Raw genomic sequence first — 19,656 nt, forward strand, 5'->3', positions numbered from 1 at the left:
GTGCCCGAAAGGAACGGACGACATGACGGATTTCCCAGCACCGCGCCACGCCGGCGACCTTCTAACACAATGTCTTGCGGCGCAGGGGGTCGAGCGGGTGTTCTGCATCCCCGGCGAAAGCTTCCTGGCCGCGCTCGACGGTCTGTATGACGCGGACATCGACGTTGTCGTGGCCCGCCAGGAAGGCGGCGCGGCCATGATGGCCGAAGCCACCGGCAAGCTGACGGGGCGGCCCGGCATTGCATTCGTGACGCGCGGGCCGGGGGCCACGAACGCCAGCGCGGGCGTCCACGTCGCGTTTCAGGACAGCACGCCGATGATCCTGTTCGTCGGCCAGGTCGCCAGCGATCAACGCGACCGCGAGGCATTTCAGGAGGTCGATTACCGCGCCATGTTCGGCCCGCTGGCCAAATGGGTGGCCCAGATCGACCGCGCCGACCGAATCCCCGAATACGTCAGCCACGCCTTTCACGTCGCCCAGACCGGCCGCCCCGGCCCCGTCGTTCTGGCCCTGCCCGAGGACATGCTGTCTGGCCCGGCCGAGGGCACGCCGGTGCCCGCCGCGACCCTGCCGTCGGGCGCGGCGGCGGATCGCGACATTGCCGCGGTAATCGACCGGTTGTCGCGGGCCGAACGGCCGCTGGTCATCGCGGGCGGCGGCGGTTGGAGCGCGCAGGCGGCGACGGATCTGGGCGCGTTCGCCGATACGATGGGTCTGCCCGTGGGCGCGTCGTTCCGGTGTCAGGATTATCTCGACAACCGCCATGCCAATTACGTCGGCGATGTCGGGATCGGCATCAACCCCGCGCTGGCGCAAACGGTGCGCGATGCGGATGTCATCCTGGCGCTGGGTGCGCGGCTGGGCGAGATGACGACCTCGGGCTATACGCTGCTGACGCCGCCGGTCACACGGCAATCGCTGATCCACATCCATGCCGACCCGTCCGAGATCGGGCGCGTCTATCGCCCCGAGCTTGCGGTGGTCGGCCAACCCGGCCCCGTGGTGGGGCAGTTGCGCGCCGCGGCCACCGCGCGTGCGGGCGGCACCTGGCTGAGCGATGCGCGCGCCGCCTACGAGGATTGGCAGGTGCCACGGAAAACGCCCGGCGCGCTGAAGATGGAACAGGTCGTCGCGCATCTGAATGACGTGTTGCCGGACGACGCGATCCTGACCAACGGCGCGGGCAATTATTCGGCATGGCTGCACCGCTATTACCGCTATCGCGGCTGGCGCACGCAGCTGGCGCCGACGTCGGGCTCGATGGGCTATGGCCTGCCCGCCGCCATTGCGGCAAAGTTGCAGCACCCCGACCGCGAGGTGATCTGCCTTGCCGGGGACGGATGTTTCCAGATGGTCAGCCAGGAATTCGGCACGGCCTGCGAACAGGGGGCGAACATCATCGTCATGATCTCGGACAACGGCATGTATGGCACGATCCGGATGCACCAGCAGCGGACCTATCCCGGTCGCCCCTCGGGCACACGGTTGAAGAACCCCGACTTCGCCGCCCTTGCGCGGGCCTATGACGGGTTCGGCGCGACGGTGACGACCACGGCCGACTTCGCGCCGGCTCTGGCCGAGGCACGGTCGGCCGGGCGGCCCGCGATCCTGCACCTCAGGATCGACCCCAGCGCCCTGTCACCGAAGCTGATTCTCGACGACGGCTGAGCCGGGGCAGGCGATCGGCCAGGCTGACGGTCACCGACGCGCCCCGGGGTGTTGCGGCGCGATTGCCGACCGGCCGGCGCTCATCCGCAGGATGTGACAACTGCCGTCACGACAGCCGTAATCGTTGCGCGGTGTGTCGGCATCGCTCATGATATCGGCATGAAACCGCTTGTGCCCCTCTGTCTCATTGCCATGACGGCCGCCACGCCAGCCGTGGCCGATGTTCATGCGCTGCTGGTCGGGGTGGGCGATTATCGCCACCTCAACGCGGATCTGCGCGGTCCGGTGAACGATGTGCGGCTGATGGCGGAAACGCTGGGCGCGCGCGGTGCCGACAGCATCACGGTGCTGACCGACGCCGGGGCGATCCTGCCGGCCGGAGTTGTCCATCGCGGGCAACCCACGCGGGCCGCGATCCTGTCGGAACTGGGCGATCTGCCCGCCACGGTGAAGGACGGCGACACGGTGTTCTTCTATTTCTCCGGCCACGGATCGCAGGCGCCCGACCGCAACGGCGACGAGGCGGGCGGATACGATGAAATCCTGTTGCCCACCGACGCGAAGGGTTGGCGCGGCGCCATCGGTGACGTCGAGAACGCCATCGTCGATGACGAATTCCAGCCGCTGTTCCAGGCGATCCTCGACACCGGCGCGACGCTGGTCGCGGTTCTGGACACCTGCCATTCGGCCACCGGGTTTCGTGCAGTCGAACGGGGGGCAGGCGTCGCGCGTTACGTCGACCCGGCCGCTCTGGGCGTGCCGGAAGACGTTGAGACCGGCGGTGGGGAGGGCGCATTGGCGCCGCCCCTGACCGGCGATTTCGCCTTCCTGTATTCGTCGCAATCGGATCAGCGCAGTTTCGAATACCCACTGGGCGCGCGTGCGAACCCGTCGAACTGGTATGGCGCGTTCACCGTCGCGCTGGCGGATGTGCTGCGCACCGGCACATCGGCGACCTGGGCGCAGACCCTGCGCGGCGCCGCGGACACGATGCAGCGCGGCGACGTGTTGCAGACCCCGGACGGCGAAGGCACCGCCCTGGACCTGCCGGTGTTCGGCGTGCCCGGCCCGGCGCTCAGCCGGATCGGGTTCAGCGGCGATACCGTTCAGGGCGGGCTGTTGTCCGGGCTGAGCGAGGGCGCCGAGGTCGAGGTTTTCGCAAGCGCGACCGCCGAAACGCCGATCGCGACCGCCACGCTGGCCGATGTCGGGGCAACCACGGCCAGCCTGCGTCATGCCGAACCGCTGCCCGAAACGGGTTATGTCGTCGTCACCGCGCCGGGTCTGCCGGAACCGTTCCGCATCGCCCCGCCGGTCATCATGGACGGCAGGGACTATGCGCCGGTGCTGGATCAGCTTGGGGCGCTGGCGGCGGCGGGTCTGCCCGAGGGTGTCGCATGGAACGCCGCCGTGCCGGATGCCGTGCCGGTCCTGAAGGACGGCGCGCTGATCCTGACCGGCCCCGACGGGATCCTGGATCCGGTCGGCGCGGGCAGCAGCCCGCGCATGGGCGACGACGCGGCGGTGTTCTTCGAGGCGGCGGCGCGGACCCATCGCCTGCGCCGCGCGCTGGCCCTGGCCGAAGGTGCCGCCAAGGGCGGGTTCAGCTTTGGCGGGCCAGCGGTGAAGGTTTCTCTGGAACGCGAGGCGGGCGCGCTGCGCGATGGCGCGTGCGTCGGCGGTGCGCAGGCGATGCCGTTCCGTCCCGATCAGCCGGTGCATGATTGCGACCGGCTGTGGCTGACCATGACCAACACGTCGCGGACCGCCCAGGATGTCACTGTGCTGTATGTCGATCGCGACTTCGGCATCACCGCGCTCTGGCCCGAACCCGGCCTGTCCAACCGCATCGCGTTCAACGAAAGCCAGGAGGCCGGGCTCGAGATCAGGTTGCCCGACGGCCGGCCCGGTCTGGAAGAGATCATCGTGATCGCCGTGCCCGCCACCCCATCGGGCCCCCGCATGGTGCTGAGCGGTCTGGCCGATCCGGTCGCCACCCGTGCCGCACCGGGGGGCAGCGCGCTGCACCGGTTCTTGTGGGCCGCATCCGATCCGACCACGCAGGGCCGTTCGTTCGGTGCTGCGGGCGGCATGGTCGCCCCGACGCTGACGCGGCTGCGTCTGACCCTTACCACTCTGATACCACAATAATATTTCCAACTCCGAGAGGACACCATGATTGATACCTTGAAATCCCTTCCGGCCGCTGCCGCCCTGCTTGGCCTTTCGCTGGCCGCAAGCCCCGGGTTGACCCAGGATGCCGGTCCCGTCGCCTCGCCCTTCGCCTTTGCCGAAAGCGACATGAAGGCCGAACAGCGCAAGACGGCCGCTGCCGCCCGGGAGGCGGCGGGCGGCAAGGTCATCGGCGGCAAGATCGCTGCCGATGGCGCGTGGCCGTGGCAGGTTGCGCTGATGGTTGCAGGGCGCGGCGTGTCGCCGGACAGCCAGTTCTGCGGCGGCTCGATGATCCTGGATCAATGGGTGCTGACCGCCTCGCATTGCATCTTCATGCCCGATCAGCAGAACGGCGGATATTTCCAGCTGGACCCCAGCCAGTTCGCCGTTCTGGTCGGCACCAACGTCCTGGCCGAGGGGCAGGGCGACCTGGTGCCGGTGGCGGGCGTGTTCCGCAACCCCAATTACGTCGGCGGTGAATTCGACAACGATGTCGCGCTGATCAAGCTGGCGCGCAAGCCGAACGCGAATTACCAGACCATCACGGTGCCGGATTCCGAATTCGGCGATATTCTCGACCAGCAGGGCGTGCCGACCATCGTCACCGGCTGGGGCCTGACCGAAGGCGGCGCGAACCCGGCTGAAATGCGCGAGGCCGAGATCCAGATCATCGACCGCGACGCCTGTAACGGCGCCATGCTGGAAGCGCGCGCACAGGTGGCATCGCGGCCGTTCTCGGAAGCGGTGGATGCCTTCGGCCTGGGCAACGACGACGCGCAGGCCGCATGGCAGGCGCTGGTCGACCGCGCGCCGCGCCCGCTGACGCAGAACATGCTGTGTTCGGGTACGTTCGAGGGCGGCAAGACCTCGTGTTCCGGCGACAGCGGCGGACCCCTGGTCGTGCCGCTGGAGGATGGCACCTATATCCAGGCCGGTGTCGTCGCCTGGGGCCTGACGGCCGAGAACGGCGGCTGTCTCGAAACCGCGATCTTCTCGGCCTATACCAAGGTGGCGAACTACCTGCCCTGGCTCGAGCAGACGATTGCCCAGAACTGAGCGACCCACCCGGCCACGCAGGTGGCCGGGCATCGTGACGGCGGTGGCCCTCGGGCTTGCCGCCGTTCCGCACGCGCCACCCGCCGCCACCGCGCAACAGCAAAGCTGGAATGGCAGCACGCTGGGGGCGCAGGCGATCGAGGATCTGATCGCCCAGGGCATGACCGCGTTGCGCGCCGACGATCTGGACACCGCGCAAACCCTGTTCGAAACCGCCAACGATGCCACCTATGGCAGCGCCGTCTATCCCCTGCCGATCAAGCATCTGCCCAACCTTGCGCTGGCGCGTGTCAACTTCCGCCGCGAAAACCACGCCGAGGTGAACCGTTTTGCGTCATCGGTCGCGTCGATCCTGGATACCCCCGAATACCGCAATCACCCCTACCGTATCGAAGCCCTGGCGTTTCAGGGGGCCGCTGCCTATTTCCTCGATCACGACAACGAGGCCGATCTGCTGTTGCGCGCCGCCTATGACGCCACCGAAGGGCGCGAGGATCTGGCCGAGATCCGCGATCTGGCGCATTTCTACCTGGCGCTGACGGCGCAATACCTGGGGTCGCCGGACGCGCCGGCGTTGCGCGAAAGCTATCTGCAGGGTGTCGATGGCGAAACGACATGGGTGCGGACGCCGGAGTTGGCGCATCTCTATTTCCTGCACGCCAGTGCTTTGCGCGACGCGGGCACGGACGCCCAGGATCTGGTCGATTATTTCGCCGCCTTCATGGATGCGTTCGACGACAATCCGGCGATCGACGCCCAGTGGCAATCGTTCTATCGCGGGTATTTCGCCATGCTGCTGGGGGAAGCGGGCGATTGGGAGCGGGCCATCGGCCTGCTTGAAAGCCGCCATGCCTATCTGACCGAAAACCGGATGTTCGATGACGAATACCTGTGGAACGCCCAGCGTCTGGCCGTCGCGCGCAGCGTCGTGAACGGGTACGAAGACGGCGGCGCCTTTCTTGTCGACACCATTGCCTTTGCCGTGGCGCAGGGTCTGGGCGACCGCGCGCCGCTGGCAATCCTGCACAAGACCCTCGCCCATGTACGCGGCGAACTGGGCGACATGGCGGGCCAGCAGGCGCATCTGCGCGAAACCTATGCCATCCTGCGGCGCACGCTGGGGCCGACGAACGGCGATGTCGTGCTTCTGGCGGCCGAAATCGACCGCACCGATCCGGGGTTTGCGGGGTTCGCCTATGCCGACGAAATCCACGGCACCGGACAGGGGATCGACCTTGCGCCCGACGGTGCGGCCGTTCTGGCGGCGTTCCTGGCCGGCGATTATCTGGGGGTGCAGTTGGCCTTGGCCGAACACGAAACCGACCACGGAACACCGCCGCTGTTCCTGTTGAACCGTGCGCTCTATTTCGCGCTGATCGGGTTCGAGGATCGCGCGTTGACCGACCTGGCGGCGCTGCGCGGTGCGGTGCGTGACATGGCGGAACCGGCCCTGGCCCCGGATGCGCCCATGCTGGATATCATCGAAGCCCTGGCGCGGGCCTGGAGCAGCGATCGCAACGCCGCCGCCGCCGTGCCCATGCTGGAGCGTCTGCTGGCGCGTGCCGATCTGGCCCCCGCCGTACGCCGGATCGCCGTCGCCCTTGCGGCCAACGCGGCGTTCCGGGTGGATGACCGGGCGGGGATTGCCGCCGCGGGCGCCCTGTGGGCGGGTTTGCCGCGACCAGAGGCGCCCGGCCCTTGGGATGTGTTCGCCGATGCGATCTTTCTCGACGCCCATGCGATGCTGGAAGATCCGGTCACCCTGCGCACCCGCCTTGGCGCCCTTCGCACGGCGGCCAGCGACATCGGCAATCCGGCGCTTCTGGCGGATTACATCGCGCTGATCGGCGATATGAACGATCCCGACGCGATGAGCCGCGACAGCGATGTGTCTGAACTGGGCCGTCTGATCGGACGCCTTTCCGTCGACCTGCCGCCGCACCATATGTTGATCGCGTCGGCGCAATTCCTGATGGCCAGCGCGCTGCGCTATCGCGGCGAGACGGCCGATGCGCTGGTCTGGATGGACCGCACCGCCGTGACGATGCGCAAGCATCCGGCCCATAACCCCGACGCCCTTGCCTTTGCATTGTCGCAGCAGGCCGATCTGCTTTTCATGATGGATCAGCCCGAGCGCGCGGCGCTGATCGCCCGCGAGGCCTATGCACTGGTGGATTTCGCCACGGCGCGGGGCGATCTGGCGGCCAGCGTGCTCAGCACCTATGCCAGGACGCTGCGCGAGCGCACGGGTGACGACGCCGGCGTTGCCGCCGTGCTGTCCGCCCATATCGACGATCCGGCCTATTTCGACCGGGTGCCGCCCTCGTGGCAGATGGACCAGCTGACCTTCCTTGCCGATCTGTCGCTGGACACCGCCCCATGGAACGACGTGCGCGCAATCCTTGATCGCGCCGAAGCGGCGTTGCCCGACGACGACGGACGCGATTGGCGGATGAGCCGGTCGCGCGTGATCTGGAGCCGGGCCAGCGGCGCATGGCGCGCAGGCGATGTGGCCGCCGCCTACGGCGACATGCGCCGGTCCAACGCGCTCCGCTTTGCCGAGATCGACGACATCGCCGCCGAGGGCCGGCTGTCGGGGATCACCGCCGAAGAACTGAAGGCCCGCGCCACATGGGAGGCGATGGTGGGCTGGGAATACGCCCAGGGCCTGACCGACGACGGCTAGCGGATGTCGCGACCGCCTTCGCCCACCACGACGAACGGCGCCCAAAGGCGTGGATGGGCCAGGCGCGGGTTCGAGGTGTCGTCGATCAACGCCAGGCTGGCGGCCTGCAACGCCTCGGCCCGGGTGCGCGGATCATCGCCCGCCATGCGCGTCAGCATCCCCGTCGTCAACACCGACGCCGCATAATCGTCCACCGGCCAATGCGACACCAGGATTGCCCGCGCCCCCGCATAAAGGAACGCGCGCGCCAGCCCCGAAAGCCCCTCGGCGCCCGGTGTGCCGTCGCTGCCCGCCGTGTCGCAGGCCGACAGGATCACCAGATCGGCCGACAGTTTCAGCGCTGCCGCCTCGCTGGCCATCAGCAGGGCGTCGTCGGTGGCATCGGGCACCGCGGGCGGGGTGAACACCAGCGCCGGTTCGTCCAGCCCGGGCAGGCCATCGGCCAGCAATCCGTGGGTGGCAAAGGCGACGATCCGGGTGCGTGACAGGTCGGCGGATTTCACGTTCGTCTCGGTCGCCTCATCCCCCAGGAACAGCGCGTCTTCGCCCGCGCCCGTCACTGTGGCCAGGCGGCGCAACTCGCGCGCGGTGTTGGGCAGGGGGGTCAGGTCGGCCACCTGCGTGACGTTCTCATAGACGCCGCGCGTCACCACCGGCGCATCGGCGGACACCGGCACGGCATCGGCCATGGCCAGCCGATAGCCCAGCCGCGGATCGCCGAACCCCACGAACGGATCGCGCGCCCGCATCGGATCGGGCGCGCGCGCGCGCGCGAACCGCAGCACCTTCAGCGCCGAGACATTGGGCAGGGTGGTCAGCGCATGGCGGCGCAGCATCCACGCGGTGTCGCGCAGGGCCTGTGGGTCGTCGTCGCGCCCGCTTGGCGGTTCGACCGGCAACACCCCGAGGGGCAGGCTGGCCAGCGGGCCGTCGACCACGCTCAGTACATGGGCGGCATCGGCAAAGACATGTTCCAGCGGCGCGAACAGATCGCGGTAGAGCGTGCGCGCCACATCGCGCGGAAAGGCGGCGACGGTGGGGCGCACCGCCTTGGGTTTCAGCGCGATCCCCGCGCGCGCATCGTCGCCGGCCGAAAAGCCGGCCCGCAATTGGCGCACCTGCGCCCCGCGGGTCTCGGTTCCGCCGTCGGCCCGGTGCCAGTCGGCCGCGGTCTTCGAAATCGCCCAGACATAGGTGAAATCCGTATCGGTCAGCGTGAACAACAGCGCCTCATCCGCATCCAGCACCGCTTGCACACCGGCGACGGACAGGGGCGCGGGATCGGTCAGTTCGCGGAATTCGGGAAAGGCGGCGGCAATCTGCGCGTCCAGATCGCGCTGATCGGCACGCCGGGCGTCAATGGCGCGCGCCAGGCGCGCCTGTTCGGTCTCGGATGCCGCGCCGGCGGTACCCGCGATCCGGGCCAGATCGCGGGTCAGCGCGGCAAGCCGTTCGGCCCCGTCCTGTCGGTCGCGCAGCAGCGCGGCCAGTTCGGGCGTGCCCGATGCGATGCGTGCGGCCGATTGCGCCAGGGCGCGGCTGGCCGCTGTCACGCCGGCGCGCTGGGCGCTTTGAAACGCGGCATCGATGACCGAGGCACGGGTTGGCGGCGCGTCGGCCCGCGCCATCGTGCAGGCCAGAACGAAACACGTCAGAAGACGGACAAGGGTCATCGGGTCACCGCGTCGCAAGGATCCACGTCATCTTTCCATTGCCGGCGCGATCTGTGAAGCCATTCCCGCACCACGACCAACCGTTCCATGCGCCCTGCCTTGCACACCGGAACTTGCTTTTCCGGGCCCGGCCGGTTGTCCGCGCGCGCAATCCGTTCAATATGCATGCGAATCTTCAGGAGAAACCGCCATGATCCGCACGATCGTCTGGAACGAGAACATCCATGAAACGACCAGCCCGGCCGTTGCCGATCTCTATCCCGACGGGATGCACGGCTGCATCGCCGCCGCGCTGAACCGCGAAGAGGGCATCGAGGCTACCACCGCCACCCTGCAGGAGCCGGAACACGGATTGCCCGCCGAACGGATCGCCGGAGCCGATGTGCTGATCTGGTGGGGCCATGCCGCCCACGGCGAGATCAGCGATGCCGTGGTCGAACGGGTGGTCGAAGCGGTCTGGGGCGGCATGGGTCTGATCCTGCTGCATTCGTCGCATTTCGCGAAGATCTTCAAGCGGCTGATGGGCACGCCCTGCAACCTGACGTGGCGTGAGGCGGGCGAGCGCGAGCGGCTCTGGCTCACGGCGCCGGGCCATCCCATCGCGCGCGGGCTGCCGGATCACTTCGAACTGGAAAACGAAGAGATGTATGGCGAACCTTTCGGCGTGCCCGAACCGTTGGAGACGGTGTTCGTGTCGTGGTTCCAGGGCGGCGAGGTGTTCCGCTCGGGGCTGACGTGGCGGCGCGGTGCCGGGAACGTGTTCTATTTCCGCCCGGGCCACGAAACCTATCCGACCTATCACGACGCCAACGTCCAGCGGGTGATCGCCAACGCCGTGCGCTGGGCCGCCAACCCCGACGCGCGGCGGACCGGTGTGACGGACGCACCGAACCGCCCCGTGGCCGACGCGCTGGAACCCATCGAACAGCGCGGCGCGCGGCTGCACCACGACGGCGAGGATGGGTTTCGTTGAGCGAGGTCATGCAAGAGCTGTCCGTGAAAAACACGGCCCCGACACGGCTTCTGATCCTCGGGACCGGCTCCATGGCCCATTCCCACGCCGAGGCCTTCGCGGCCATCCCGGGTGTGCGGATCGTCGCGGCGGTGGATGTCAGCCCGGCCCGCCTGTCGGCGTTCTGCGACCTGTTCGACGTTCCCCACCGTTTCGCCACGCTGGACGAGGCATTGGCATGGGGCGGTTTCGACGCGGCGTGCAATGTCACCCCGGATCAGGCGCACCACGCCACGACGATGCCGCTGATCGCCGCGGGCAAGCATGTGCTGTGTGAAAAACCCCTTGCCACCACCCACGCCGAAGCCTGCGAGATGCGCGATGCGGCGGCGGCGCAGGGCATCGTGAACATGGTCAACCTGACCTATCGCAACGTGTCGGCGATGCAGGTTGCGGCGGCCATGGTCAAGGCCGGGCGCATCGGTGCCGTGCGCCATTTCGAGGCGTCCTATCTGCAAAGCTGGCTGGTGCAGCCCGCCTGGGGCGAATGGAGCGCGCAGGATCAATGGCTGTGGCGGCTATCGCGCGCCCATGGCTCGGCCGGGGTGCTGGGCGATGTCGGGATCCACATCATCGACTTCGCCACCTTCGTCGCCGGGTCGGACGTGGCGTCGGTGTCGTGTCGGCTGAAGACCTTTCCCAAGGCCCCCGGCGATCAGATCGGTCCCTATCACCTGGACGCCAACGATTCCTGCGCGATGCATGTCGAGCTGGAAAGTGGCGCCATCGGCGTCATCCACGCGTCACGCTTTGCCAGCGGCCATCTGAATGACCTGTCGCTGCGGATCCACGGCACCGAAGGCGCGCTGCTGGTCCAGTCGGCGAACCATGTCGACCGGTTGTCGGTCTGCATGGATCCGGTGGGCGATCCCACCGGCTGGGAGGACGTGGCGCTGCCGCCGGTGCCGCGTGTGTTCGACGCCTTCGCAGATGCGATCCGCAACGGCCGGCCCGCCACCCCCGATTTTGCCCGGGGTGCGGCGTTGCAGAAGGTCCTGGATGACGCCGGGGGCGTCGGATTGTTTCGCGGTTACGATTGACGTCGCGCGTGGGGCCGGGAGCGGCTCTGTTGCACAAGGCTTGCGATGCCCGAGGCTCCCCTTTCCCCGGACGGCTTCATCCCGAGGGCTCTATGACAGGGATGCCAAGGGGGGTGTAGTCGGTCATGATGGCGATGCCGGACCTGGACTTCCGCGATTTGTCGGTCGAAGTCCCGCGCGATGAGGCGCTGCCGAAGCAGCTTTACACAATGCACCTTTGTCTCCTCTTGTCTCGACGCGGCTTTGGCCAATAGATCCGCTCCATCGTCGCCGGAGGGCGCGGCCGAGCTGTTTCGCGGCGCGCAGGGCCTCGTTTCGGGCCATGGCTCTGGCGGTGACGGTCTTCCACGGCTTGGCGTTCTTGCGATCCGCGATGAAAGCGTTGGCGCCGCGATCCGCGATGGCATCGGTTGGACAGAATCTGGCGTAGTTGAAGCCATTTATTGCACTTGCGGATCGGGTTGGTTTGGACTTGCGCGGCTTTTGTGGAGAGCGTTTAGCGCCGGCCGTCCTTCAAGTTCACGGCATCAAGCACGATCGTCTGGAAAGACAGTAAATCTTGGGACCCGATAACGATCAGACAGCGCGGTTCCTGCAGCACGGATTTGATCACGACATGGACTGAACGGGTCGCGTTGTCGCCCCAACTGTCGTGGTCTTGCGGAGCTGGGCCGCTCTTACGCGGTCTCTTGCCGTTCACCATCGCTGGTCCGAGAAAAGAAGTGCGAACTCAGTCCATGCCGCTCCAGCTTTTTCCTTGGGGATGTGCGCAAATCGTGTTGGTTTACTTCGTCTTAGGGTCTGGACTCATTGAGTTTCAAAGCCAGTAGATGACGATGGTGGCAAGAGCGACGGCTGACAGGAAGACCCTCGGGCACCTGTCGTAACGGGTCGCGACCCGCCTCCGGTCCTTGAGCCTGCCGAACATGATTTCGATGCGGTTGCGGCGTTTTTATCGGCGCTTGTCGTATTTGACGGGCTTCTTGCGTTGTCTTCGGCCCGGGATGCAGGCGCGTATCCCTTTGTCTTGCAACGCTTCCCTGAACCAATCGGCGTCATGGCCGCGATCCCCGAGCAGCCAATCGACGTTCGGCAGGCTGCTGAGCAAGGCTCGTGCCCCGATGTAATCACTCACCTGTCCGGCGGTCACGAACAGGTTCAGTGGGCGTCCCCGGCTGTCGCAGATGGCATGCAGCTTTGTGTTCATGCCGCCCCTGGTCCGTCCAATCAGGCGACCGCGCCCCCCTTCTTGACGCCCATGCTGGTCGCTGTGCGGTGTGCCTTGAGATAGGTCCCGTCGATCATGACGATCTTCTGTTCGCCATGCCCGGCGGCAAGACCGGCCAGCATCCGTGCGAAGACGCCCTGTTCGTGGCCTCACTCGAACCAGTGGCATTCAGCACTCACCTCCAGCGCTTCCAGCGATTGTAGAGCGTCTTGTACGGCCCGTATTCCGCAGGCGCGTCACGCCAGCGCAACCCATTGCGATTGATGAAGATAATCCCGCTCGGCACGCGCCGATCATCGACGCGCGGCTTGCCGTGGGACTTCGGAGAAAAGGGCTCAAGACGCGCCTTCTGCGCATCCGTCAGCCAGAAAAGACCAGACATGTTCACCGCTCGCTTTTCGAACCGTGACTCATGCCGTCTGTGAAAAATCAATGGGTCCTGAGCTTAGGGCTATCCCCAAGCCTTCATCGTTGTGCCCGAGTGTCCGGTCGAAAGGGGGGGCAGTTCAGAGCCCCCATAGCGCTTCTTCCGATTGAAGTAGGTGGCCTGACTTATGCTCGCCTTGCGACAGATCTCCGCGACTGGCGTGCCTTCATCGTTCTCAGCTCCTCTCCCAGCCAGGGAAGCTTAGCCGAAAACTCCAGTTTCAAACGGCCCAGTTTTTACGGGGCAGAGCAGCTACCACCGCAAGTGTCGTGGGAATTATCGCGATGGCTGGGTCGCTCGGCTGGCTGTTGGCGTATCTGGATTTCAACCAGATTGTGCTCAACGCACTTCGTAGCGTTTCGGACAACGGGACGGTGGTGATCCTGACTCTCCTGGGTATTCTGATCCTGCTGACGATGTTCGTTGAAAGCCTTGCAGTCCTGATCGTTTTCGTGCCCTTCGCGTCCTACGTCGGCGGCAGCTATGGCTTCGATCCGCTGCACGTGGGCATCCTCATGGTGGTTGCGACCCAGATCGGCGCGACCACACCATCCGTTGTTGTGCTCCTGTTTGTCACAACCTCGGCAGCCGAAGCGGACTTTTTGGAAACGGTCCACCATTGTGTACCGTTCATCCTGAAGCTGGTGCTCTTCCTCCTGTTGCTGGTCTTCGTCCCGTCGCTGACAAGTTGGTTGCCTTCAGCTTTCATGTAGGTTGCAAACGAGCTTCTGGCACCGTCAGATTTCGCCAAAAAGGCCGCTCTGAAGCAACATGCTGGGGAGACTGTCACATCTGGTATCGTGCCATGTATCCATTTGCGAATGCGGGTCACCGGCGCGTCCCTGACCGGCAAGACCGCTTACGTGAAAGAGGTCAGGCGGCTGGCTCAAGGACTGGCGACGCATTGCAACACGGCATTACAGATGCGCGAAGGTCTCTCTCTCTAGCCGCTCTCGTCGTTTATTGGCTGCGAGCCCTGACCCTGGCCAGCTTGGGCTGGAAAAGGAAGCGGCCCGACCGCACCACCTTCCGCCCATAACGGTTCCGGATCAGCACAAAGCGGCGCCATGGAAGCGATGCCACCACCAAGCTTCGAACACGCCGGGTTTCCCAAACCGGATCAGGCCGTTTCAATGGCCCCGATGATCAGGCCCGTCACCTCTTCTGGCGAGGTTGCGCCGATCGGCTTGTCCGCGACTTTCGTTCCGCGGCGCAACACTATGACCCGGTCGCAGATCGTGAAGACATCGGGCATCCTGTGGCTGATCAGAACCACCGTATGCCCTGCCCTGGACAACGTTCGGATAAGTTCGAGAACTTCCGCCACCTGACGGACACTGATCGCCGCGGTGGGCTCATCCATCAGCACGATCTTGGGATCTGCCAGTCGGGTTCTTGCAATGGCAACGGCCTGACGCTGCCCGCCCGACATGGATTTGACCAGATCACTTGGGACCGTATTGGTCTTGAGTTCGGCAAAAAGCGCGGATGCGCGTTCGGCCATCGCACGGCGATCGAGAAAGCGGAAGGGGCCGACGCCGCGGGTCAGTTCACGCCCCAGGAAGATGTTAAGTGCGGCGCTGAGATTGTCGCACAAGGCAAGGTCCTGATAAACGACTTCAATTCCGGCTTTTCGCGCATCCAGCGGGCTTTCGAACCGGACCGTCCGCCCGTCCAGCTGTATCTCGCCTGCGGACGGGGCGAAATTGCCCGCGATGATCTTGACCAGGGTGGATTTGCCTGCGCCGTTGTCGCCCATCAGGCCCACGACTTCTCCATGGCCCAGGGCGATGTCGATCCCCGCCAACGCTTCGATCGCGCCGAAATTCTTGGTGATGCCGGTAAGCTTGAGCAGCGGAGCCATCAGCGACCCCTCCGTGCCATGGCAGCCTGATCTATCGCCACAGCCAGAACGAGGATGACGCCGATGACGATTTGCTGAACGAATGACGAGACATTCATCAGGATCAAGCCGTTGCGCAACACGCCGATCAGCAACGCTCCGCAGACCGTACCGAAGATCGTGCCAACCCCGCCGAACAGCGACGTGCCACCAATAACCACAGCCGCGATCACGTCGAGTTCCAGCCCCAGACCGGCGACGGCCTCGGCCGAGTTCAGGCGCGCGGACAGGATGAACGCCGCCAGACCGCAGAAGAACCCGACGATGACATAGACCGAAAAGATTACCCGGCGGGTGGAGATGGTGTTGAGAGTGGCCGCCGCCGCATTGCCGCCGACGGCATAAACGTGCAGACCGAACCGGGTATAACGCAGCACGACATGCGCCAGGATCGCAGCCGCGACGAACAGCAGGACAGGTACCGGGATTGTCCAGATCCGGCCCTGTCCCCACCACGTGTAGTCGGCCGAGAACCCGCTGATCGGCCCGCCATCACTGAGCAGAAGGGCCGCGCCGCGCCAAGCCGAAAGCCCGCCCAGCGTCACCACGAAGGGCGGCACGCGCAAGCGGGTGATCGCAAGGCCCTGGATGGCGCCAGCGGTCATTCCAACCGCTATTGACACCGCGACCGCCATCCAGACCGGATTGCCCGCCTGTTCGGCAGCGCCGATGGCAAAGCGGCTGTCCAACCCGCCTTTCGCGACATACGCCCCTGCCAACCCGCAGAGCGCAACCATCGAGCCGACCGAAAGGTCGATACCTGCCGTCAGGATCACGAACGTCATCCCGATGGCGATCAACCCCGAGATCGATACCTGCCGCAAGACGTTCAGAAGATTGAAGGGATTCAGAAAGTTGGGCTGAAGAAGCGCGAACGCGACCACCAGCATAACGAGAAAGATGAAGGCAGCGTATTGCGCCGCGAAATCAACGGCGTCGAAACGCGGCTGGCCTGTCGTGTTTCGCAAGATTGCGCCTTTCCACGGACATGTTCCGATACCGCCGAAGCCCTTGGCTCCGGCGGCGCTGGATCAGTTGAGTTCGCCGAGACGTTCCGCCTTGTCGAGATTGTCCTTGGTAACTGCGAAGGGTTCCAGCAGGGTCAGCTTGGCCGGTTCGGTGCCTTCGCGAAGATAGGCGACCATCGCCTCCATCGCCTGCGCGCTCTGCCCGCCCGGCATCTGTTCGATGGTGGCGGTCAGTCCGCCGTCACGTACAGCCGCCAACGCCTCGGGCAAGGCGTCGAAACCGATGATCGCGATGTCCAGACCCTGCTCCTGTACCACCTGCATGGCCCCGAGCGCCATGTCGTCATTCGCCGCAACGATGACGTCAGGCGGCGTATCAAGGCCGGCCAACACCGCTTCGGTCACGCTGGCGCCTTCCTCTCGGGCGAAATTCGCGGTTTGCTCTGCCACAAAGACATAGGCTTCCATGCCGTCGAAGATGTTGTGCAGGCCCTTGTTACGGTCGATCGCCGGGCTTGCGCCGGGTTGACCCTGAAGGTTCACCATGCGCGCCCCGTCCGGAAAAAGCTTCTGAATCAGCGCGGCCTGCGCCTCGCCGCCCTTCACGTTGTCCGCACCGAAATGCGCCAGCACATCCACATCCGCCACGCTCCGGTCGATGGTGATGACAGGAATCCCCTGTTCGACGGCTTGTCGCACGGCGGGCGCCATCGCCACGGAATCAAGCGGCGACATGACGATGCCATCGACAGCGTTCACGATGGCGGCTTCGATGTCTGCCGTCTGCTTGGGAGCGGAATTCTGGCCATCCGACGTATTGATCGTGATGCCGCCAAGCTGTTCCGCGGATTTCTTCAGTTCGTTTTCCATGTGAACGAAGAACGGAAAACCAAGCGAAGGCACCGACGTCATGATCGTGAGATCCTGCGCCTTGACGGGCGCCGCCACAAGCGCTGCGACAACGGCAAAGGGTGCGACGAATCGCATTCGGGCAAAGTAAGTCATCCGGGGGCTCCTCCCAATTCGGACCTAGATCGATGGACCGGTGCCTATCTTGTCCGCGGGATCGCGGCTGTCGGTTCTTTCGGTCTGACAAATTATGGTATCGTTATCAGCGATGTGTCAACGGAAACCGGTGACGCTTGGTAAAGCAGGGCGATCCCCGCCACCCCGACCGGGAAGGCCGTATCGGTCAGTTGATCGCGACCGGTCGCGAACGCATGCGGTTGACTGTTTCGCGCTCAGCCCGTTTGCACCGCTGCGGTGGCAAACCACGGTCCAGCAACGCCATGTCTTCCAGAACCATTTCCCCCATCTTCCGGAAGGCACTGTCCAACGCTCCTGCCCGGTGGGCGGATCGGATGAACCCGTCCAAATCGCGCACCGGGTGCTGTTTTGGCAAAGGCTCCTCCGGAAAGACATCGCTGGCGGCGGTGATACGACCGCTTCGAACCTCGGCCATCAGGGCGTCGAAATCCACGATGTCAGCACGGCTCAGCAGAATCAGACCGGCGCCGTCCGGCATCCTGCTCAGGGCTTTTGCATCCAGCAGCGCGCGGTTCTCGGACGTGATGGCGGCGACCACGAAGATCGTCGCGCTCGTCTCCAAAACCTCATCCAGCGTCGCCGGGATGACGTCGTGGTCCCGCAACATCGATGGCGGCAACCAGGGATCGAACACCCGGATCCGGGCGCGAAACCCGCTCAGCACACGACGCAGTGCGCGCCCCAGATCGCCGAACCCGATAATGCCGATGTCGCTGTCCTCGAGGGTGCGCGCCCGCAGGTTCCCGTCTCCACCCCAGACCTCTCGTCCCTCCCGGAACGCCTGATCCGCCGGCAGGATCCCGCGGGCAAGGTTCAGCGCCATGGCCAGCCCGAGTTCCGCAACCGGTTGCGCGAACACCGCGCCGGTCGTCACCACATGAACGCCGCGCGAGAACAGGGTTTCATAAGGCATGTTGTCGATGAGGTTGGATTCCACGTTGAAGACGCAACGCAAATTCCCAAGCCGGGCAAGCAGTTCGTCAGAAAGCGGCGGTTGTCCAAGGATATACCTTGCCCGCCCAAGCGTCTTGTCGTCGAGGTCTGCCAGATCATCCGCCTCTGTTTCCAGAACCTCGTAACGCGAGAACAGCTGATCCTTGCTCGGCGCGTCGAAGATCAGGTCGATCGATCTGGGATGGGGAACGCTCAGGACAAGTGGTTTCGGATCGGCCATGGTAAATGTTCCATTGGTTGCGCCCCATAAGAAGGCGGGCGTGGTTTGACGTCGCTCAGGCTGTTGCCTTCGAATGATCGCGTCAAGTCCCCGGACGTCATTCGTGGTTCGACGTCGACATCAGAGGCGGCGCCATTCAAGCAGCCAAGTGATCGCCCTCAAGCTTCTCGAACATCGACACGTCTTATTGGCTCTTTATTGGCTCTGGAAAAATTGGAGTGCCCCAACTGAGGAACCTGGAGGTGTTTTATGGGAAACGGGAACAGGCCGACGCCGGAATTTCGCAGTGAAGCGGTGCGTCTGGCGCTGATCAGTTGCCAGACGCGGCGAGAGAACGCGGAGGATCTGGGCATTGGCCGTTCGACGCTGACGCGGTGGCCGGGTCAGAAGCGTGATGCCAGCGAGCCGAGTGAGGAGTCGATCGAGGTCCATGCTGAATTGCAGAGGCTGACGGCATAGGCTCCGCGTTCGGCAATCACATCATGGCACTTGAGGGTGTCGTAGGCGCCGTCGGCGATCATCGAGGACAGACCGTTCGCCATCGTCCTTGGGCATTCCACGTCGCTTCGCCCGCGCTCTCATTGCATTGAGCCGCAGCGGGCGCTCGATTCTGTGCCGCTCGCAGGAAAGCCCGTCCTCGAGCATATCGCGCCAGACGTGGCGGGCACCATAGGTGCGGTCGCTGGGCTTGAAGCTCTTGTCTATCGCCTCGACGAGCTTCGCGTCATGACCCGCGCGTTCGCTGATCGGTCTTCAGAGCCAGCGCCCGCGTCAGCCAACTGTTCGTGCGGTTTCATCATGCGCAATGAGCGCGGGACGCGGTGCACGTTGCAAATTGCGCGTGAACGCCGGTTGAGTGCTTATCCTGGCGAATTCGGGATGAAGCAGGACATCTGCGACGTCACGCTTTGGCTTAAAGAAAAATCCCAGGAGCATTCGCTTCTTCTCTGGATCGACCGACATTATTTCTATCCCGGTCCGGAAATTGCCAACGTGAAGGTGATGACGGTGCCCAAGCACCCTGAGCCTCTGACCGCAATGGCGCGCGATGCATTCCTCGCGCTCGGCTATGTAATCGAAAACACCGGCGCGGATACTTATGGTTACCCGCTCTGTGATGGCCACCATTCGCGGCACGAAGCCTTACAGGCTTTCGCGCGGAACGTGGCGGCCCTGCGAAGGTGGCGATCATGGCGGAGCCGGGCAAAACACGAACAAGACCTACCCAGGGCTGCGGGGTTGTTGGACTTCGACTCAGAAGCGAAGATCGCGCGCAAAAAATGGAATGCTGTCCCTGACAATATCGAGTCGGCCAAGTGCTTCAGGCTGCCCACGCCACCTCATCTAATTCCAGTGCTTCATGCTGGGTTTCGGGTGCCGGTTGTTCTTGAAAGTCTCTACGACAAAGAAGCGTGGGACTGGGCCGACGGTCGCGGGCATCTCAGAGCCAGGAGCGTTGCCACCCGTCGCCAGTCCTTCAATCTGCCGAACATGATCTCGATCCGGTTGCGGCGTTTGTATCGACGCTTGTCATATCGGACAGGCTTCTTGCGCTGTTTTCGTCCAGGGATGCAGGCACGTATGCCCTTGTTTTTCAG

Annotated in this window: 15 protein-coding genes and 4 pseudogenes; 7 read left to right on the plus strand and 12 right to left on the minus strand. The window is 64.9% G+C overall.

The genetic code is table 11. The features are described from left to right. The first annotated feature begins 22 nt into the window (after window positions 1-22). The 4 genes from CFP68_RS05020 to CFP68_RS05035 all read left to right on the plus strand — a co-directional run bounded on the left by CFP68_RS05020 (window position 23) and on the right by CFP68_RS05035 (window position 7,586). Entirely contained in the window at window positions 23-1,669 is a 1,647-nt protein-coding gene (locus tag CFP68_RS05020; RefSeq protein ID WP_099825198.1) for a thiamine pyrophosphate-binding protein, read from the plus strand. A gap of 159 nt (window positions 1,670-1,828) precedes the next feature. Continuing rightward, window positions 1,829-3,820 carry a caspase family protein gene (locus CFP68_RS05025; RefSeq protein WP_099825200.1) on the plus strand — a complete coding sequence of 664 codons (1,992 nt, stop codon included), beginning with the start codon at window positions 1,829-1,831 and terminating at the stop codon, window positions 3,818-3,820. Window positions 3,821-3,844: 24 nt separating this feature from the next. After that, window positions 3,845-4,900, plus strand: a complete 1,056-nt coding sequence (locus CFP68_RS05030) for a serine protease (protein ID WP_099825202.1) — start codon at window positions 3,845-3,847, stop codon at window positions 4,898-4,900. A 34-nt stretch (window positions 4,901-4,934) separates the two neighbouring features. After that, window positions 4,935-7,586, plus strand: a complete 2,652-nt coding sequence (locus tag CFP68_RS05035; protein WP_145953397.1) for a hypothetical protein — start codon at window positions 4,935-4,937, stop codon at window positions 7,584-7,586. Here the strand turns inward: CFP68_RS05035 and CFP68_RS05040 are convergent. Then, window positions 7,583-9,259, minus strand: a complete 1,677-nt coding sequence (locus tag CFP68_RS05040) for a CHAT domain-containing protein (protein ID WP_099825206.1) — start codon at window positions 9,257-9,259, stop codon at window positions 7,583-7,585. The genes CFP68_RS05035 and CFP68_RS05040 overlap by 4 nt on opposite strands. Window positions 9,260-9,449: 190 nt before the next feature. On the opposite strand from CFP68_RS05040, the gene CFP68_RS05045 reads away from it, so the two are divergent. Both CFP68_RS05045 and CFP68_RS05050 read left to right on the plus strand, forming a co-directional pair. Beyond that, window positions 9,450-10,232, plus strand: a complete 783-nt coding sequence (locus tag CFP68_RS05045; protein ID WP_099825209.1) for a ThuA domain-containing protein — start codon at window positions 9,450-9,452, stop codon at window positions 10,230-10,232. 23 nt (window positions 10,233-10,255) lie between these two features. Further along, complete coding sequence (locus tag CFP68_RS05050) at window positions 10,256-11,311, plus strand: Gfo/Idh/MocA family protein (protein WP_241523951.1); 1,056 nt, start codon at window positions 10,256-10,258, stop codon at window positions 11,309-11,311. 76 nt (window positions 11,312-11,387) lie between these two features. On the opposite strand, the pseudogene CFP68_RS05055 reads toward CFP68_RS05050, so the two are convergent. The 3 pseudogenes from CFP68_RS05055 to CFP68_RS18605 form a co-directional block, all read right to left on the minus strand. Next, window positions 11,388-11,719: pseudogene (locus tag CFP68_RS05055) on the minus strand (IS5/IS1182 family transposase); the annotation flags it as partial. Between the two features lie 409 nt (window positions 11,720-12,128). Continuing rightward, window positions 12,129-12,921: pseudogene (locus tag CFP68_RS05060) on the minus strand (IS5 family transposase). A 114-nt stretch (window positions 12,922-13,035) separates the two neighbouring features. Continuing rightward, a pseudogene (locus tag CFP68_RS18605) lies at window positions 13,036-13,161 on the minus strand (transposase); the annotation flags it as partial. Between CFP68_RS18605 and CFP68_RS05065 the strand changes: the two are divergent. Beyond that, on the plus strand, window positions 13,122-13,679 hold the full coding sequence (locus tag CFP68_RS05065; protein WP_099825214.1) for a TRAP transporter large permease subunit: 558 nt from the start codon (window positions 13,122-13,124) through the stop codon (window positions 13,677-13,679). The pseudogene CFP68_RS18605 and the gene CFP68_RS05065 overlap by 40 nt on opposite strands. A 407-nt stretch (window positions 13,680-14,086) precedes the next feature. On the opposite strand, the gene CFP68_RS05070 is transcribed toward CFP68_RS05065, so the two are convergent. The 8 genes and pseudogenes from CFP68_RS05070 to CFP68_RS05095 all read right to left on the minus strand — a co-directional run. Then, a complete protein-coding gene (locus CFP68_RS05070) occupies window positions 14,087-14,830 on the minus strand; it encodes an ATP-binding cassette domain-containing protein (protein ID WP_099825216.1) in 744 nt (247 codons plus the stop codon). Further along, on the minus strand, window positions 14,830-15,837 hold the full coding sequence (locus tag CFP68_RS05075; protein ID WP_206601890.1) for an ABC transporter permease: 1,008 nt from the start codon (window positions 15,835-15,837) through the stop codon (window positions 14,830-14,832). The genes CFP68_RS05070 and CFP68_RS05075 overlap by 1 nt, the downstream gene beginning before the upstream one ends. Before the next feature lie 63 nt (window positions 15,838-15,900). Next, complete coding sequence (locus tag CFP68_RS05080; RefSeq protein ID WP_241523953.1) at window positions 15,901-16,842, minus strand: substrate-binding domain-containing protein; 942 nt, start codon at window positions 16,840-16,842, stop codon at window positions 15,901-15,903. 187 nt (window positions 16,843-17,029) lie between these two features. Next, window positions 17,030-18,058: a hydroxyacid dehydrogenase gene (locus tag CFP68_RS05085; RefSeq protein ID WP_099825224.1), complete on the minus strand. Its 1,029-nt coding sequence runs from the start codon at window positions 18,056-18,058 to the stop codon at window positions 17,030-17,032. Between the two features lie 383 nt (window positions 18,059-18,441). Continuing rightward, window positions 18,442-18,600 (minus strand): hypothetical protein, encoded by a 159-nt coding sequence (locus CFP68_RS18185; RefSeq protein ID WP_169961445.1) that lies wholly within the window; start codon window positions 18,598-18,600, stop codon window positions 18,442-18,444. Next, window positions 18,581-18,811, minus strand: a pseudogene (locus CFP68_RS17820) (IS3 family transposase); the annotation flags it as partial. The gene CFP68_RS18185 and the pseudogene CFP68_RS17820, both read right to left, overlap by 20 nt. Window positions 18,812-18,829: 18 nt before the next feature. Further along, on the minus strand, window positions 18,830-19,186 hold the full coding sequence (locus CFP68_RS18295) for a hypothetical protein (RefSeq protein ID WP_099825226.1): 357 nt from the start codon (window positions 19,184-19,186) through the stop codon (window positions 18,830-18,832). Window positions 19,187-19,455: 269 nt separating this feature from the next. Next, window positions 19,456-19,656, minus strand: a 201-nt coding sequence (locus CFP68_RS05095; RefSeq protein WP_145953399.1) for a transposase, incomplete at its 5' end; no start/stop codon positions are given.

Origin of the sequence: Oceaniglobus indicus (genome assembly GCF_002751875.1) — a bacterium.
Classification (GTDB): Bacteria; Pseudomonadota; Alphaproteobacteria; order Rhodobacterales; family Rhodobacteraceae; genus Oceaniglobus; species Oceaniglobus indicus.